This is a genomic window from Vibrio sp. 10N.286.48.C11 (assembly GCF_041469805.1).
Taxonomy (GTDB): Bacteria; Pseudomonadota; Gammaproteobacteria; order Enterobacterales; family Vibrionaceae; genus Vibrio; species Vibrio crassostreae_C.
The window spans coordinates 1-14,861 of the sequence record NZ_JBFRLK010000105.1 but is presented as its reverse complement, the minus strand read 5'-3'; the positions used below and the strand labels follow the sequence as shown (position 1 = coordinate 14,861).

Genomic DNA, 14,861 nt, shown 5'->3' with positions numbered 1-14,861 from the left:
CACAATTTTCAGCCTGCGCTGTGAAAAAGACAAAGAGCTTTACTAAGTAGCTGAAAGCGACTGTGAAACAGTGTCACGAAAAATGAGACAATAAGCCCTTGTTTGTTGGGTTTATTAGGTTGATAATCAATGCAAATCAAAACGGCGATAAATGACTTGTCGATTGAGAGCAGAAAGAAAATTAATTGAAATGCTTAGCCCAAATAAAAAAGCTTAGCGCGCAGGGCACTAAGCTTAATATTTAGTTAAAAATTTCAGGTAAGTAATATAGATTTAGCCAGATGACTAAATTTAATTCTTATTTGAGTTAGTGTTGTTCAAGGCTGAATGTTACTTGAAGCGATAGTTCACTTGTAAGCCAAAGTAGTGTGCATAACTCTTGTATTGACCGTTAAGGTTACCTAGCGAAGGTGCAAGGTCGAGCGTGTAATCAATGTTTGGTGTACCTAAGTCGATGTAATCGTAGTAACCACGCACTTGCCAGCTGTCGTTTACTTGATAGGTCGCACCGATTCCATAGCGCCAAATGTCGCTTACCGGGAGCTCCATGTATACCTTTGTCGGATCATCTTGCGGTGAGGTTTCGTAACTCACTCCGGTTTCTAATCGCCATTGTTCATTAAGTTGGTAGTGTGTACCGATCGCGAAATTCCATACATCATCAAAATCACGTTGAACGATTTCAATTGGTGCATTGTTCAGGTCTAGCGTTAGGTCTGTCCAAGTTGATAAGTCATACCAAGTCACACTCCAAAGCATGTCCCACTGCGGATTAACGGCATGAACACCACTTGCTTGAACGTGTTGTGGCATGATGAAATCTAATCCAACATCCATGTTGACGATATTGCCTTTGAATCCTGGTTGCGTTGTTTTTACATCGCCTTCACCGTAGTGCGCGATTTCAGAGCGATAAATCAAACCGATACGATGTGCTTCGTTGAATTTGTAAAAGGCACTGAGTGTATAACCTACGTTAAAATCGTCGGCATTGGCCTCAAGCTTGCCCTCTCCAATCGTTGGGAGAACTCCCGGAAAGACATCGAGTTCACCATTTGCTGAGAAGTATTCCAGATTGATGGCAGCACCAACAGCAAACTTGTCAGTTACTTTGTACGATATTGCTGGTGCAATTTGTACGGTAATAAACTCCACGTTTTCTAATAGATTACCACCGTGGAAATTGTCACCATAATCAACGCCGGAACCACCCTGTGATGCAACTGAAAGGCCTGCGTGGAATTGATCGTTGATTGGTGTGACAAAGTAGAAACTACCTGTTGGGGTTGTTGTCCCGCCATCTGCGTTCTCCCCATTTGAAAATGCGGGGCCTGTTGAACCTTGATCAGAGTAATCAAATGTCGTATCTAAAATAGAAGCATTTACTGTAACGTTGGTTTCTTTTAGTTGAGACATGCCGGCCGGATTCGTCCAAGCTGTTAACGCACTCTCTGCTAGAGCTGCGGTACCAGCTCCTGCAGTACTTGCGTTCAATGAACCTAATTCAGGAAGCAATGGGCCAGCCGCCATTGCATGAGTTGAAAGCGTTGACACTACAATGGCAAGTGCGTGTTTTTTCATGGAATAGAACCTATTTTGGGAGCAGTTTTTAGGGCGCTGATAGTAGTCTCACAAATTGGGTCGAAAAATAGCGAATTAACATTTCATAGTATCGTATTTACGATAGGATAAGATTTGTAGATACACGAGAGTACTATCCAGAATAAAGGCATGATCTATGAGCAACGACATCCCCAACTTTAATCTACTTGCCGTGTTTTCTGCGGTGATGGAGCAGGGCAGTTTAAGTAAAGCTGCGGATCAACTCAGTACTAATCAATCGACCATCAGTACCGCGTTAGCTCGCCTAAAAAAAGAGATTGGCCAAGAGCTTTTTGTTCGTAAAGGAAGAGGCGTTGCGCCTACGTCTTATGCGCAAAGCTTGTATGAGCAGATTAAAGCGCCAATCAATGAACTCAATGGCGTGTTTCAATCGATGGCTAATTTTGATGAGCAATCCTCTGAGCGTAAGTTTGTGATCTCTGCGCCTGAGCACTTACAGTGGGTACTGCTCAATAGTTTCGCGGAGCTTCCTAATCAAAACTTGTCGCTGGAAGTCTTTGATCAACCAGACAGTGATGAGCGCATTTATGAAGATCTTTTGACTCAAGAGTTCGATGCGATGATCGATATTGTGGTGCCTGAACACCCAAGTATCGCCAGTGAAACACTTTATGAAGGCGAGTTTGTGATCGTGTGCCGAGCTGATCATCCGCGAATCCAAGGTGAACTCAGCGAAGCTCAGTTCCTAAGTGAAAAGCATGCTGTATTAGACAGAACACGACGCAAAGTTCGCAGTTTAAATCACTACACTGCTTTGGATCTGTCCCAGCGTAAAATCGTGTTCCATGGACGCTCGCTGTTCAGTAATATCTTGCTGTGTAGCCAATCCGACTACATCACTGTGGTGCCTTTATCTATGGCCGTGCAGTTCCAAGAAAAGTTAAGTTTGCAGCTGTTCAAGCCACCCTTTGAATATCAGCCGATGTCTCACTACCTGATTTGGTTGAAGAAGCAGAACAGCGACCCCGCTCATAAATGGTTCAGAGAACAAGTCATTAGTACATCAGATTCAATGTCGAAGGCGCTTAAAGATAGGCGGTTGCGATTTTAATTGAGAGTCTAAATCTAAGGGGAGCATTGGCTTCCCTTTTTTGTGTCGCTTAGTTGGTACTAGACAATATATTAATAACAAAAAATTATTAAAATGAGAATATTTAATAATTTCACTGATTTGTGTGTGTTCAGTAATATACCTAGCAACAGAGAAGTAGGTGGCCTCAAGGTCAACCTAAACGAACATTACTTAGCTTCTGAACGAGGCTGAGATTAAAGTATCAAAGGCGAAATATGAAATTCCTACACACAATGATCCGAGTTACTGATTTAGACAAGTCTATCGAGTTCTACACCAAGGTATTGGGAATGAAGGAACTTGAACGCCACGAAAACAAAGACTACCGCTACACATTAGTTTTTGTTGGCTACGAGCAAGGCGGTACGACTATCGAGCTAACGTACAACTGGGATACTAACGAGTACGAGATGGGCAGCGCGTTTGGTCATCTGGCATTGGGTGTAGAAGATATTTACGCAGCATGTGACAAAATCAAATCGCTAGGTGGCAACGTCACTCGCGAAGCGGGTCCAGTGAAAGGCGGCTCAACTCATATCGCTTTTATTACTGACCCAGACGGCTACCAAATCGAACTGATTCAACTAGGTTAATCGAGGATATAACAATGACAAACGCACTATTTCAACCAATTCAACTTGGTAATATCGAGCTTAAAAACCGTATTGTTATGCCACCGATGACGCGTTCTCGCGCAACGCAACCTGGTAATTCAGCAAACGATATGATGGCGGCTTACTACGCTCAGCGTGCTTCTGCAGGTTTGATTATTGCTGAAGGCACACAAATTTCACCTATGGGTCAAGGCTATGCTTGGACTCCGGGTATCTACTCTGATGAGCAGATCGCTGGTTGGAAAAAAGTGACTGATGCCGTACATGAAAAAGAGGGCGTTATCTTCGCTCAACTTTGGCATGTAGGCCGTGTAACACACCCAGACAACATTGGTGGTGAACAGCCAATCTCGTCTTCTGCACTTAAAGCACAAAACGTAAAGGTATTCATCGATAACGGTACTGATGAACCGGGCTTTGTTGATGTGGTTGAACCTCGTGAAATGACGAAACAAGACATCAAAGAGGTGGTTGAACAGTATCGCCAAGCGGCTTTGAATGCGGTTGAAGCAGGCTTTGATGGTATCGAACTTCACGCAGCGAATGGTTACTTAATCAACCAATTCATCGATTCTGAAGCAAACAACCGCACTGACGAATACGGTGGTTCAATTGAAAACCGTTTACGTTTCCTAGGCGAAGTGGTTGAAGCTATGGTTGAAGCGATTGGTGCTGACCGTGTTGGTGTACGCCTTGCTCCGTTCACATCGTTGAATGGTACGGTTGACGCTACACCAGTAGAGACTTACACAGCGGCGGCAGCACTACTTAACCTATACAAAATTGTTTACCTACACATTGCAGAAGTTGATTGGGACGATGCACCTGAAACGCCAAAAGCATTTAAAGCAGCAGTTCGTGAAGCCTACGAGGGTGTCCTTATTTATGCGGGTAAATACGATAGCGAGCGTGGCGAAAAAGCCGTTGCTGAAGGCGTAACTGACATGGTTGGCTTTGGTCGTCCATTCGTTGCGAACCCAGATTTACCAGCTCGTATTCAAAATGGTTACCCACTTGCGGCGCACGATCCAAACACATTGTTCGGTGGTGCTGAAAAAGGTTTAACGGATTACCCAGAATACGCAGGCTAAAACAGCTGCCTGAAGCAGAGTATTGAGATAGTATCTTGATTCTGTTGAATGTTTATAAAAAGCAACCTTGCAGAGTCGGGTTGCTTTTTTTGTTATTGGACCAAGTAAAATGATGAATGTGAAAGCGATGCGCGGAGAGCTGTACCTTCTATTTGCCACCCTGCTAGCTGGGGTGGGATGGATTGCATCTAAGCTGGTGGTATTAGAAATGCCTGGGCCAGTGTTCATTGGTGTGCGATTCCTCGTCGCGAGTCTTATTCTTCTGCCATTTTGTATTCACCATATTCGTAAGCTTTCGCTTAAGCAGATTCTGTCTCTTTGCGGCGTGGGTTTGTTGTTGTCTGCCTCATTACAGGTATGGGTGTTTGCGGTTTCGGTGACGGAAAGCTTGTCGGAAGGGGCATTCATCATGAGCTTAGCCATGATCATTGCACCGTTTGTGTCTTGGATTTTGTTTCGAGTTAAGCCTAATCGTGCGTTTTGGATGTCTTTCCCGATCGCGATTATTGGCATGCTGTTGCTGACTTTGGGCAACGGCTGGCATGTTGAGCAGAGTCAGATTTACTTCTTGTTAGCATCGATGTTGTTGTCTGTTCACTTTGTGATGAACAAGCGTGTGATTACCAATATCAAGCCTATCGCATCAATCTGTGTGCAACTGTTTGTGGTGGGTGTGAGTGGTTTAGCCTTTGCTTCTATGACAGCTCAGCCGGAGTTCGAAATCACCAAAACCTTAGTCTTCTGGTTTATTGTCTCTGCGGTGATCGCAACGTCTATTCGTTACTTGCTACAAACGGTCGGTCAGCACTCCGTGAACATGGAAGTGGCGGCATTGATCATGATTCTTGAGCCTGTGTGGACGCTACTGTTAAGTGTGAGTGTGCTTGGCGAAAGTGTAGAGATGCAGAAGCTGCTCGGTGGGGCGGTGATCATTGCTTCACTATTTTGCTATATCAAATGGTCGAGACGAAAATAAAACACTCGGCGCAAGGCCGAGTGTGGGTTGTTCTTCAAGTGCTTTTCTGAGCTTTATCAGGCGAGTGTTGAACAAGACTTGTCGAGTGCAGAGCAAGGGTTAAATTCTGCGAATAAGACGTGCAAAGGGTGTCACCGTACTTATCGTTCTCGCTGGTAACTATTCTAACAACGAGCTTTGAATACAGGTGGTAAAGTCGAACCCTTACCACCATCGTCCTATCGCACAGCCTTCTTTTCTTTATGCCATCAATTCGAATGCACTAGGGGCGGGAAAGGACGTGAATGAATTAGTCGCGAATAGTGACTTTTGTAATCACAATATCTTCGCAAGGCACATCTTCGTGTCCCCAGCGAATGGTTGTTGGTGCTTTCGCAATTTTGTTTACCACATCCATACCTGCTGAAACCTTACCGAATACCGCGTAACCCCAGCCAGCATTGGTTGTTGAGGTGTGATCTAGGAAATCGTTGTCATCAAGGTTGATGAAGAACTGCGCCGTTGCAGAATGTGGTGCATCAGTCCGAGCCATTGCCACAGAACCAATCACATTCTTCAAGCCACGGTTTGCTTCGTTGACGATTGGGGCACGAGTTGGTTTTTCTGTCATGTCGATAGTGTGACCACCACCTTGAATCATGAAACCTTCAATAACACGGTGAAATGTCGTGCCTTTGTAGAAACCGTCTTGGCAGTATTTAAGGAAGTTTTTCGACGTTACTGGCGCTTTTTCAAGGTTCAGTTCAATCTCGATATCGCCAAAGTTGGTGGTGAAAGTAATCATAGGGTTACCTAAAGTTGAAGTTTTACTGAGTCGTAATGACGAAAGTGGGTTGCAGTATAGGGAAAATAACAGCAGATACTAGTGATGGTTTTATTGTGGTTGAATTCTCATCAACCACCAAAATCACGCCTGATATTGTTTAAGGAACATCTCGACACTTGAAGTAATGATCACTTGTTTGTGCGCAGCATCCGGTGACGGCACATGACCAATGATTTGCGGCCAAAACGCAAAAGACTTAAGCAGACCAATGAACTGCGTGGAGGCGAATTGTGGGTCTAGTTCTACTAAACGACCGTCTGCCAACGCGGCTTTAATCCAGGTTGTAAGTCCACTTTCTGCTTGGGAATATTTTTCCATCGCTTGATGCGCCAGTTCGGCGTTATGGAAATACTCTGAGAACAACACGCGTGACAGGTCGATGAAGCCTTCAGACTCAAGTAACTCAAGCTCTTGATTGGCTATCGAGGAAAGCTGTTCTTCAAGTGGCAGTTCTGCTTGATATGGGAAATGCGTTGCGGCCAGAGTTTTGCTCCAAATGCTGTCTAGAATCTCATCTAAAAGCAGTTCTTTGCTGGCAAAGTGATTGTATACGGTGCGCTTTGATACTTCTGCGCGACTCGATATTTTATCCATGCTGGTGGCCTTGTAGCCATGCTCAGTAAACTCTGCGATAGCAGCGGCAACGATCGATTCACGTTTTCTTTGGCTCAGCGTTTTTTTTACAGTCATCGGGATACTACTCAATATGTCGCGGTTAGTATTACATACGCTAATTTTACACCAGTAAGTTTACTTTTAGAACACCAATCCGCGTATTGGTAATTCGGTCGAGAGCAACTGAATCGCTTTGCAATGCACGGTGGGTATCATAGAATCGAAAGTGTATTCGAATTTTATTGATATCAACGGAAGAGAATAAACAATCAATGAGTAGTATTTTAGAGTGTATTCGTACAGTTGGACGAGGAGAAAGAGGGCGTAAGCCTTTATCGTTCGAACAAGCCTACCGCATCATGGATGAGTATTTAAGCGGAGAAGTCGGTGACGACCAAATGGCTATGCTACTGATGTTGATTCGTGTGCAGAATGAAACCAATGAAGAGATCGCTGGCTTTGTAAAAGCGTTTCAATCTCGAGTGCCAGATTTAGGCGCTGATATTGATTGGCCGTGTTATGCAGGTAAGCGTAACGATAACGCCAGTGGCAAGCCTTGGAACTTGTTGGCGGCAAAAATCTTAGCTGACAATGGCTATAAAGTGTTAATGCATGGCTATATGGATAAGCCGAGCGGTAGGACGCACGTTGAAAGCCATTTGCAAGATGTCGGTGTGCAAAGTGCTGAGAGCCCTGAACATGCTAAGTCGATTCTTGAACAAGACGGCATTGCTTATTTACCGCTAGCTAACTTTGCGCCCGAAGCACAAACCATGATTGGTTGGAAACACCGCTACGGTTTGAGAACACCAATTAACACGGTAGTTCGAGCATTGAATCCTGGTGGTGGCCGTTTAGGTCTGCGTGGCAGTTTCCATCCTGGCTTTCCACAACTTCATGCGGAAGTTGAGCATGTTATCGGAAATAAATCCCACTCGGTGATTTCATTCAAAGGGATGAACGGTGAGTCGGAATATAATCCTAAAGTTAGCCAAACGGTATGGATGAGCTCTCCTGACAAAGTCGAATCGTTCTACTGGGAAGAGATGATGAACCTAGAGCTGCCACTTCCTAGTCAATGTGTACTTGGCACATCGGCTGAAGATATGGCGCTAATGGCGAATACCGTTGTCGACAGCATGACAGCCATTCTCTTTGCAGAAACGCACGATAAAACTGAGGCATACCAGAAAGCGGTGCGCCTGTGGCATGAGTATTGTGCGCGTTAGATGGTGGTTTGTAATCAATGAGAGAAGGTCAGCGAGCGCTGGCCTTTTTATACTTGATTTCTAGCAAGGGCTTTTCGTGAACGCCCAAACAATAAAGCTACTTCACTCGCATCAAGCGATGCATTTTGTCTTCGAACTGAATCTCAATCACCTGTGAGATTTTCATCTTATCAACACGATCAAGCATTCCCGCTTGGTAATCACGTTTTTTCATCCACTCTAGCGGTTCTTTAAAGCCATCTTCATTAATCACAAACGACTGATCGGTAATAGAGTCTTCAAAGATATGAACCACCCAAATGCGTGATTGGAAATCCAATAACTCACTAAAGTAGCTTTTTAACTTAGATAAGGAATTCGTTAGATACGTTTTAGGTGGGGTTTGGGAAGACATAGTAAACCGTATTTGGACAATGAAAATCGGCAAGGGCGCCGTCTGATCATTATAGCCTTTACCCGTTAGGCTTGTCAGGTCGAATTCGGCAGCCATTCACGGCTATTGCGCTTGCTAATGCTACTATGGCTGCCAGTTAGAGATTAACCAAATCAGTGTCGGATTCACTATTTAACGAATAGGCCGAAGTCGATCTCTTGTTCTCTTTGATATTTCACCAGCTTCACTTTTAGGTCGTGTTTTGCTGCTAAATCAATGGCTAAGCATGACATGCGTTTTATCTCATCAACGCAGCTTGATATCAGCGGTTTTTCTTGATTATCGATAGTGGCGATGAGTGTGTTTTCTGTGCCGTCGTTACCTGCGTAAATATACGCGTACATGTTGTTGTCGTGTTGCATAAACTTCCTAAAACGGGATTTCTAATTATTAGTGAGGTGAAGATTACAGGGTTTATTTACGCAGGCTAGCTCGGCTAAGTAAGGTTAAGCAAGGGAAAGTAAGGCTTTGTAAGGGCTCTTTTTTTTCTTTTTTCTGGCGTTCGAAAACGTGCTCAACCCTTTGTTTGTCTCACTTTTTTGTCTTGTTAGGTTTTGCCTATCAATAAAATTGTTGAAATCCATTTAGTAAAATCAAGATTTTAGACAACAATTAACTTAACAAGATAGAAAATATATGACGCAAAGTATTTAGGGAGAACGCAATGCATTCTATTAAAGTGAAAGATTACATGACGCAGCAGGTTGTGACATTTACTCCTGATATGCCGTTAAGTCTAGCGTTAGACAAAGTGATGCGTAGCCACCATATGGGTGGGCCCGTAATCGATGATAACGAACAAGTGATTGGCTTCCTTTCAGAGCAGGATTTACTCGAGAAACTTGTGAAGGTCAGTTACTTCTGCCAAGACACACACCTTGTGGGTGACTGTATGTACCAAGAAGTGCTGTCGGTGTCACCTGACTTATCCATTATTGAATTGGCGGACATGATGCAGGTTGGAAAACCTAAAGCATACCCTGTGATCGATAATCGAAAACTGGTGGGTATTATCACCAGAACTGATGTTTTGAGAGCAATTGGCAAGAACTTGGAAGAATGCTTCAAACATCAGGTATAGTAGCGTGTTAAGAACGATTATTTTTCTCAATACCCTCAATTGAAAAAAGGCGCACTAGCGCCTTTTTTCCGTATAGCGCTTTTCTTGGTCGATCCTCTCTTTTTGGATCCCTAGCCAGTTGAACAGTTGAACAGCTGATTAGGCTTTAGCTCTTGGGTATTCCAACTTTTGGAGGTTTCATGTCAAATCAAACGGCAAAGTTTGTTGAAGGTTCAACGATGCGCCACATATTGGTGATGTCGGGGGCTGGCTCTGTCGGTTTGATGGCGTTATTTGTGGTCGATCTGCTCGACATGCTGTTTATCAGTATGCTCGGACAGGTTGAATTGGCTGCTGCGGTAGGATTTGCAGGTACGCTGACTTTCTTTTCTACCTCCGTTTCTATCGGTACTTCCATTGCCATGGGCGCATTAGTGTCCAAAGCCATCGGCTCCAAGAATCAAGAGCACGCTCGAAACCTAAGCACCAGTATCATGCTGACTGCGTTTGTTATCAGTTCAACCATAACTGCAATCATGTTCGCTTATATTCCAGAGCTGCTAGCCGCGATAGGCGCCAAAGGCATTGCAGCCGAACGCGCTCAAGCTTACCTACAGATTTTGCTACCTAGTGGTCCATTTTTGGCGTTAGCGATGGCAGCGGGTGCGGGCTTAAGAGCGGCAGGTGATGCTAAGCGTTCGATGTGGGCAACTTTGTCTGGCGGCATTGTTAACGCGATTCTCGATCCTCTGTTTATTTTTGGTTTTGGTTGGAACATCGAAGGGGCGGCTATCGCTTCGGTTGTCGCTCGTTTCTCGGTGCTATTCTTTTCGCTTTATCCTCTTATTCGCAGCCATCAGCTGGTAGCTCCGCCTTCTTTTGTGCAATGGCGCATTAATATTCGACCAATATTGGCGATTGCGCTGCCTGCGATTATCACCAATACCGCAACGCCTATCGGTAATGCGATTGTAACAACGGGTATCGCACAATATGGTGAGGATTTTGTCGCGGGCTTTGCCGTGATAGGTCGTCTGACGCCAGTTTGTTTTGCGGTTATCTTTGCCTTGTCTGGCGCTGTGGGGCCAATCATTGGTCAGAACTTTGGTGCTGAACGCATGGACCGAGTAAAAGAAACACTCAATAACTCATTGCTGGTTACTACGGCATACACCATCGCTGTTTGTATTCTGTTGTACTTCGTTCAAGGTTATGTCATTCAAGGCTTTAGCTTACAAGGTGATGCAGCAATCATTGTGGCGGCTTTCTGTACCTATGTGGCGTTAACCTTCACCTTTAACGGTGCACTATTTGTTGCCAACACGTCTTTCAACAACCTAGGTAAACCGCTTTACTCGACAGCATTGAATTTGGGTAAAGCGACGTTAGGTACTCTGCCGTTCGTATATCTAGGTTCGCAATGGTATGGCGCTTTGGGTGTTCTCTATGGTCAAGCTTTGGGTAATGTTTTGTTCGGAATTTTAGGTATCTTGGTGCTTCGACATCATATCGCTGAACTGATGCAAGGATCTCAAGTTGATCCAGTGGAAGATGATGTGTCGATTGTCAGCTTGAACACTCAGCCATTCTGTTCACACGATGCGGTTCTTATTGATGATGTATCCGCTAACCGTGAAGAGTGTGCGGAGCTTAAATCTCAGTAAGCCATCGGCGCTGGCATAATATTTTTGTTTTCTTGAAAACTTCTTCTTGACCTTGGAGTAGCCTCCAAGGTTTATACTTTTGATGAACTTAAGGTTCTGTTGCTCGTAAGTTAGCAACAACCTCAAGGCTTTTGAGTATTAAGGAGATACATTATGTGCGCAAAACATGCAGCGTGCCGCTCAGCAAAAGTGGACGTTCAACCTCAAGCGGCAGGAGCAAGTTGCTCTAGCCCTAAAATTTCAAGCATCACAGCAGCAGGCACTTCATCTGGTTGTTGTAGCTCTTCTGCTGCTCCGTCATCGTCTGGAGATGATTGTTGTAGCTCGTCGGACAGTGGAGAAGAAGACAGTCAGTCCTCAACTTTATCTCTCGATGCCAAATTTTCGAAAAGTTGGCTGGTTGCCGGAATGGACTGCCCAGCTTGTGCAAGAAAAATAGAAAACGCGATCAGCAATATTGACGGTGTTATTCAAGCGAAGGTTCTCTTTGCTACCGAAAAGCTGGTTGTGAAATTCGATAATGAAAGCATTGCTGACACCATTGAACAGGTCTCTATCAAAACGGGTTTCCCTCTTACGGAAGTCGGTTCAAAGAAAGAAAAACAACAACCTGAGACTTTTTGGCAAGCTCATATCCAACCTAATTTACAGATTATCGCGATTGCAGCGGCAATGCTGTTTGCAGTGCTTGTGAAAAGCACCTCACCTCAATTAAGTGAAGGCTTGTTTACGGTAACTTGTCTGCTTGGTTTATATCCGGTGGCGAAAAAAGCGGTTCAGTTGGCACGCTCAGGAACACCATTTGCTATTGAAACCTTAATGAGTGTTGCCGCGCTGGGTGCTTTGTACCTTGGCGAAACTGTGGAAGCTGCGATGGTTCTATTGTTGTTCTTGATTGGTGAGCGCTTAGAAGCGTTTGCTTCATCTCGAGCAAGAAGTGGCGTTCAAGCGCTAATGGCATTGGTACCAGAAAACGCGACTAAGATCATCAACGGCGAACGTGTAGAAGTTGCCGTCAGTGAACTGGTTCCAGGTGATGTGATTGAAGTGGCTGCGGGCTCTCGTTTACCTGCTGACGGACAATTGATTACAGACGCGGCAAGCTTTGATGAAAGTGCGTTAACCGGTGAATCTGTTCCTGTTGAACATATCGAAGGTAACAGCATCATGGCTGGCGCTGTGGTGGTCGATAAAGTGGTTCGTATCACCATCACTTCAAAACAGGGTGAGAACGCGATCGATCGTATTCTTCATCTGATTGAAGAAGCAGAATCACGTAAAGCACCACTAGAGCGATTCCTCGATAAGTTCAGCCGTTGGTACACACCGTTAATGATGGTAGTGGCTCTGTTGGTCATCATCACGCCACCATTGTTGTTTGCGCAGCCATGGGAAACATGGGTATACCGTGGCCTAGCGCTGTTATTGATTGCTTGTCCGTGTGCCTTGGTGATCTCGACTCCTGCAGCGATTACCTCTGGCTTAGCAGCAGCTGCGAAACGTGGCGCGCTCATTAAAGGCGGCGCAGCGCTAGAGCAGCTTGGCAAAATCCAAACCATCGCCTTCGATAAGACAGGCACACTGACCGAAGGTAAGCCTCAGGTTACGGATATTCAACCTCTATCGGGTTGGCAACAAGACGCGATGCTGCGTGTGGTTGGGGCGATTGAAGTTGGCTCTACTCACCCGTTGGCGCAGTCACTTGTCGCTAAAGTAAAAGACCTGAATATTGAGATTCCTGAATCACACAACAAGAAAGCGTTGATTGGTAGTGGTGTTGAAGGGGATGTTGATGGTGTTAAGTATCAGGTTCTGTCACCGTCTAAAGTCACGTTCGAACTTGGTGCCGATGTGGTTTCTCAGGTAGAAGCATTAGAAGGTGAGGGCAAGACGGTTGTGGTTGCTCTTGAGGTTAAAGATCAAGAAGAATCAACAGAGCAAGCTACGACGGTGATTGGTCTGATTGCTTGGCAAGATACGTTACGCAGTGACGCTAAGCTTGCGATTGAACGACTTAATGAATTAGGTATTCAATCTATCATGTTGACCGGCGATAATCCGCGCAGTGCAGCAGCGATCAGTAGCAAGATTGGTATGCAGTACAAGGCAAGCCTATTGCCAAGCGACAAGGTATCTTACGTTGAGGAGTTATCTCAACAGTCGCACGTGGCGATGGTCGGTGATGGCATTAATGATGCACCAGCAATGAAAACGGCGAATGTCGGCATCGCAATGGGTGGTGGTACGGATGTCGCTTTGGAAACGGCGGATTCAGCACTGACTCATAACCGTTTAACTGAGCTGCCAGCGATGATTGAACTGTCGCAAGCGACCATGAACAACATCCGTCAAAACGTAGCCCTTGCGCTTGGTTTGAAGGTCGTATTCTTGGTGACAAGCTTGTTAGGTATTACCGGTTTGTGGGTGGCAGTTTTAGCGGATAGTGGTGCAACTGCATTGGTGACATTGAACGCATTGCGTCTGCTTCGATTTAAATCTAAAGCGGACTAAATCGAGCTCACCGACATAGAGCATTCTTAATATAAAAGCGCCTTTAGCGGTAATACGTTAAAGGCGCTTTTTGTCTCATTAGTATGCAACATAGGCGTGCGGATTGCTTATTTTTGTGATGCCAATCGGTTTTTTGTGAAACTTGAATTATTGTTGCGATCATTCATGTGACATGTGTCACTTCATTTTGTAATGAGCTTGGTTAGAGTGTGTTCGTACCCCACGAATTTACTATGAGCTTAAATAAGGGTAAAAAGCCCAATAAGCCAAAAGGAGCGAACTATGTCTCAAGCTGTTTTCCACTTAGGTGTTACTGAAGCAGATCTTAACGGTGCTACTCTTGCGATCATCCCTGGTGATCCTGCTCGTGTGCAAAAAATTGCAGAAGAGATGGAGAACCCAGTATTCCTTGCTAGTCACCGTGAATACACGCTTTACCGCGCAGAGCTAGACGGCAAACCAGTTGTTGTATGTTCAACAGGTATTGGTGGTCCATCGACTTCTATCGCAGTTGAAGAGCTTGCTCAACTTGGTGTTCGCACTTTCCTACGTGTTGGTACGACTGGTGCTATCCAACCTCACGTAAACGTGGGTGACATGATTGTTTCTACAGGTTCTGTTCGTCTAGACGGCGCTAGCCTACACTTTGCTCCTATGGAGTTCCCAGCAGTGGCTGACTTTGAAGTTGCAACAGCAATGAAAGCGGCAGTTGATGAATCAGGTGCAACAGTTCACATGGGCGTAACGGCATCAAGCGATACGTTCTACCCAGGTCAAGAGCGTTACGACACGTTCTCTGGTCGCGTTGTTAAGCGCTTCCAAGGCTCTATGCAAGAATGGCAAGACATGGGCGTTCTAAACTTCGAGATGGAATCTGCAACACTGCTAACTATGTGTGCAAGTTCTGGTCTGAAAGCAGGTTGTGTTGCTGGTGTAATCATCAACCGTACTCAAAAAGAGACGCCTGATCACGACACTCTAAAAGTAACAGAAGCACGTTCAATCAAAGTGGTTGTAGAAGCCGCTCGTAAAATGCTTTAAGTCTTAAAGTGCTCTGAGTTTTAGAGAGCATTAAGTCTTCAAGTGACATTAAATTTTGAAAATGGCCGCATCGTATGATGCGGCCATTTTTTTGGTGCGCCGAGCA

At 44.9% G+C, this 14,861-nt stretch carries 14 protein-coding genes and 1 pseudogene; 10 read left to right on the top strand and 5 right to left on the bottom strand.

Translation table 11 applies throughout. The features are described from left to right. Positions 1-330 precede the first annotated feature (330 nt). Positions 331-1,581, bottom strand: a complete 1,251-nt coding sequence (locus tag AB4209_RS20705) for an OmpP1/FadL family transporter (RefSeq protein WP_372057176.1) — start codon at positions 1,579-1,581, stop codon at positions 331-333. A 157-nt stretch (positions 1,582-1,738) separates the two neighbouring features. Between AB4209_RS20705 and AB4209_RS20700 the strand changes: the two genes are divergently transcribed. The 5 genes and pseudogenes from AB4209_RS20700 to AB4209_RS20680 all read left to right on the top strand — a co-directional run. After that, a complete protein-coding gene (locus AB4209_RS20700) occupies positions 1,739-2,674 on the top strand; it encodes a LysR family transcriptional regulator (RefSeq protein WP_371713183.1) in 936 nt (311 codons plus the stop codon). Positions 2,675-2,910: 236 nt separating this feature from the next. After that, positions 2,911-3,288, top strand: a complete 378-nt coding sequence (gene gloA / locus AB4209_RS20695) for a lactoylglutathione lyase (protein ID WP_017084654.1) — start codon at positions 2,911-2,913, stop codon at positions 3,286-3,288. A gap of 14 nt (positions 3,289-3,302) precedes the next feature. After that, positions 3,303-4,400, top strand: a complete 1,098-nt coding sequence (locus AB4209_RS20690; RefSeq protein WP_017065285.1) for an alkene reductase — start codon at positions 3,303-3,305, stop codon at positions 4,398-4,400. A gap of 109 nt (positions 4,401-4,509) precedes the next feature. Then, the gene (locus tag AB4209_RS20685; protein WP_017070442.1) at positions 4,510-5,376 is read left to right on the top strand and encodes a DMT family transporter; all 867 of its coding nucleotides are present in this window, start codon (positions 4,510-4,512) and stop codon (positions 5,374-5,376) included. 42 nt (positions 5,377-5,418) lie between these two features. Beyond that, positions 5,419-5,535, top strand: a pseudogene (locus tag AB4209_RS20680) (cytochrome c); the annotation flags it as partial. A 130-nt stretch (positions 5,536-5,665) separates the two neighbouring features. Here the strand turns inward: AB4209_RS20680 and AB4209_RS20675 are convergent. Both AB4209_RS20675 and AB4209_RS20670 read right to left on the bottom strand, forming a co-directional pair. Next, entirely contained in the window at positions 5,666-6,160 is a 495-nt protein-coding gene (locus AB4209_RS20675; protein WP_372057173.1) for a peptidylprolyl isomerase, read from the bottom strand. A gap of 123 nt (positions 6,161-6,283) precedes the next feature. Beyond that, positions 6,284-6,892 carry a TetR/AcrR family transcriptional regulator gene (locus AB4209_RS20670; RefSeq protein ID WP_017065287.1) on the bottom strand — a complete coding sequence of 203 codons (609 nt, stop codon included), beginning with the start codon at positions 6,890-6,892 and terminating at the stop codon, positions 6,284-6,286. Positions 6,893-7,059: 167 nt separating this feature from the next. On the opposite strand from AB4209_RS20670, the gene AB4209_RS20665 reads away from it, so the two are divergent. Further along, entirely contained in the window at positions 7,060-8,046 is a 987-nt protein-coding gene (locus AB4209_RS20665) for a glycosyl transferase family protein (RefSeq protein WP_081324522.1), read from the top strand. Positions 8,047-8,143: 97 nt separating this feature from the next. Here the strand turns inward: AB4209_RS20665 and AB4209_RS20660 are convergent, their stop codons facing one another. Together AB4209_RS20660 and AB4209_RS20655 are read right to left on the bottom strand one after the other, a co-directional pair. Further along, on the bottom strand, positions 8,144-8,440 hold the full coding sequence (locus tag AB4209_RS20660; RefSeq protein WP_372057198.1) for a hypothetical protein: 297 nt from the start codon (positions 8,438-8,440) through the stop codon (positions 8,144-8,146). Between the two features lie 167 nt (positions 8,441-8,607). Continuing rightward, the gene (locus AB4209_RS20655) at positions 8,608-8,841 is read right to left on the bottom strand and encodes a hypothetical protein (RefSeq protein WP_017060212.1); all 234 of its coding nucleotides are present in this window, start codon (positions 8,839-8,841) and stop codon (positions 8,608-8,610) included. A gap of 302 nt (positions 8,842-9,143) precedes the next feature. Here AB4209_RS20655 and AB4209_RS20650 point away from each other — a divergent pair, with 302 nt between their 5' ends. The 4 genes from AB4209_RS20650 to udp all read left to right on the top strand — a co-directional run bounded on the left by AB4209_RS20650 (position 9,144) and on the right by udp (position 14,755). Then, on the top strand, positions 9,144-9,560 hold the full coding sequence (locus AB4209_RS20650) for a CBS domain-containing protein (protein ID WP_017060213.1): 417 nt from the start codon (positions 9,144-9,146) through the stop codon (positions 9,558-9,560). Between the two features lie 179 nt (positions 9,561-9,739). Further along, entirely contained in the window at positions 9,740-11,203 is a 1,464-nt protein-coding gene (locus AB4209_RS20645; RefSeq protein WP_017065289.1) for an MATE family efflux transporter, read from the top strand. 153 nt (positions 11,204-11,356) lie between these two features. Then, on the top strand, positions 11,357-13,714 hold the full coding sequence (locus AB4209_RS20640) for a zinc/cadmium/mercury/lead-transporting ATPase (protein ID WP_102429146.1): 2,358 nt from the start codon (positions 11,357-11,359) through the stop codon (positions 13,712-13,714). A gap of 282 nt (positions 13,715-13,996) precedes the next feature. Beyond that, positions 13,997-14,755: a uridine phosphorylase gene (udp, locus tag AB4209_RS20635; RefSeq protein ID WP_017065292.1), complete on the top strand. Its 759-nt coding sequence runs from the start codon at positions 13,997-13,999 to the stop codon at positions 14,753-14,755. Positions 14,756-14,861 lie beyond the last annotated feature (106 nt).

Excerpts from the sequence above, each read along its gene's own strand:
- AB4209_RS20685 (WP_017070442.1), top strand. The coding sequence starts at position 4,510 with ATGATGAATGTGAAAGCGATGCGCGGAGAGCTGTACCTTCTATTTGCC.
- AB4209_RS20705 (WP_372057176.1), bottom strand. The coding sequence starts at position 1,581 with ATGAAAAAACACGCACTTGCCATTGTAGTGTCAACGCTTTCAACTCAT.
- AB4209_RS20690 (WP_017065285.1), top strand. The coding sequence starts at position 3,303 with ATGACAAACGCACTATTTCAACCAATTCAACTTGGTAATATCGAGCTT.
- AB4209_RS20700 (WP_371713183.1), top strand. The coding sequence starts at position 1,739 with ATGAGCAACGACATCCCCAACTTTAATCTACTTGCCGTGTTTTCTGCG.
- AB4209_RS20660 (WP_372057198.1), bottom strand. The coding sequence starts at position 8,440 with ATGTCTTCCCAAACCCCACCTAAAACGTATCTAACGAATTCCTTATCT.
- AB4209_RS20655 (WP_017060212.1), bottom strand. The coding sequence starts at position 8,841 with ATGCAACACGACAACAACATGTACGCGTATATTTACGCAGGTAACGAC.
- AB4209_RS20650 (WP_017060213.1), top strand. The coding sequence starts at position 9,144 with ATGCATTCTATTAAAGTGAAAGATTACATGACGCAGCAGGTTGTGACA.
- AB4209_RS20670 (WP_017065287.1), bottom strand. The coding sequence starts at position 6,892 with ATGACTGTAAAAAAAACGCTGAGCCAAAGAAAACGTGAATCGATCGTT.
- AB4209_RS20645 (WP_017065289.1), top strand. The coding sequence starts at position 9,740 with ATGTCAAATCAAACGGCAAAGTTTGTTGAAGGTTCAACGATGCGCCAC.
- udp (WP_017065292.1), top strand. The coding sequence starts at position 13,997 with ATGTCTCAAGCTGTTTTCCACTTAGGTGTTACTGAAGCAGATCTTAAC.
- AB4209_RS20675 (WP_372057173.1), bottom strand. The coding sequence starts at position 6,160 with ATGATTACTTTCACCACCAACTTTGGCGATATCGAGATTGAACTGAAC.
- gloA (WP_017084654.1), top strand. The coding sequence starts at position 2,911 with ATGAAATTCCTACACACAATGATCCGAGTTACTGATTTAGACAAGTCT.
- AB4209_RS20640 (WP_102429146.1), top strand. The coding sequence starts at position 11,357 with ATGTGCGCAAAACATGCAGCGTGCCGCTCAGCAAAAGTGGACGTTCAA.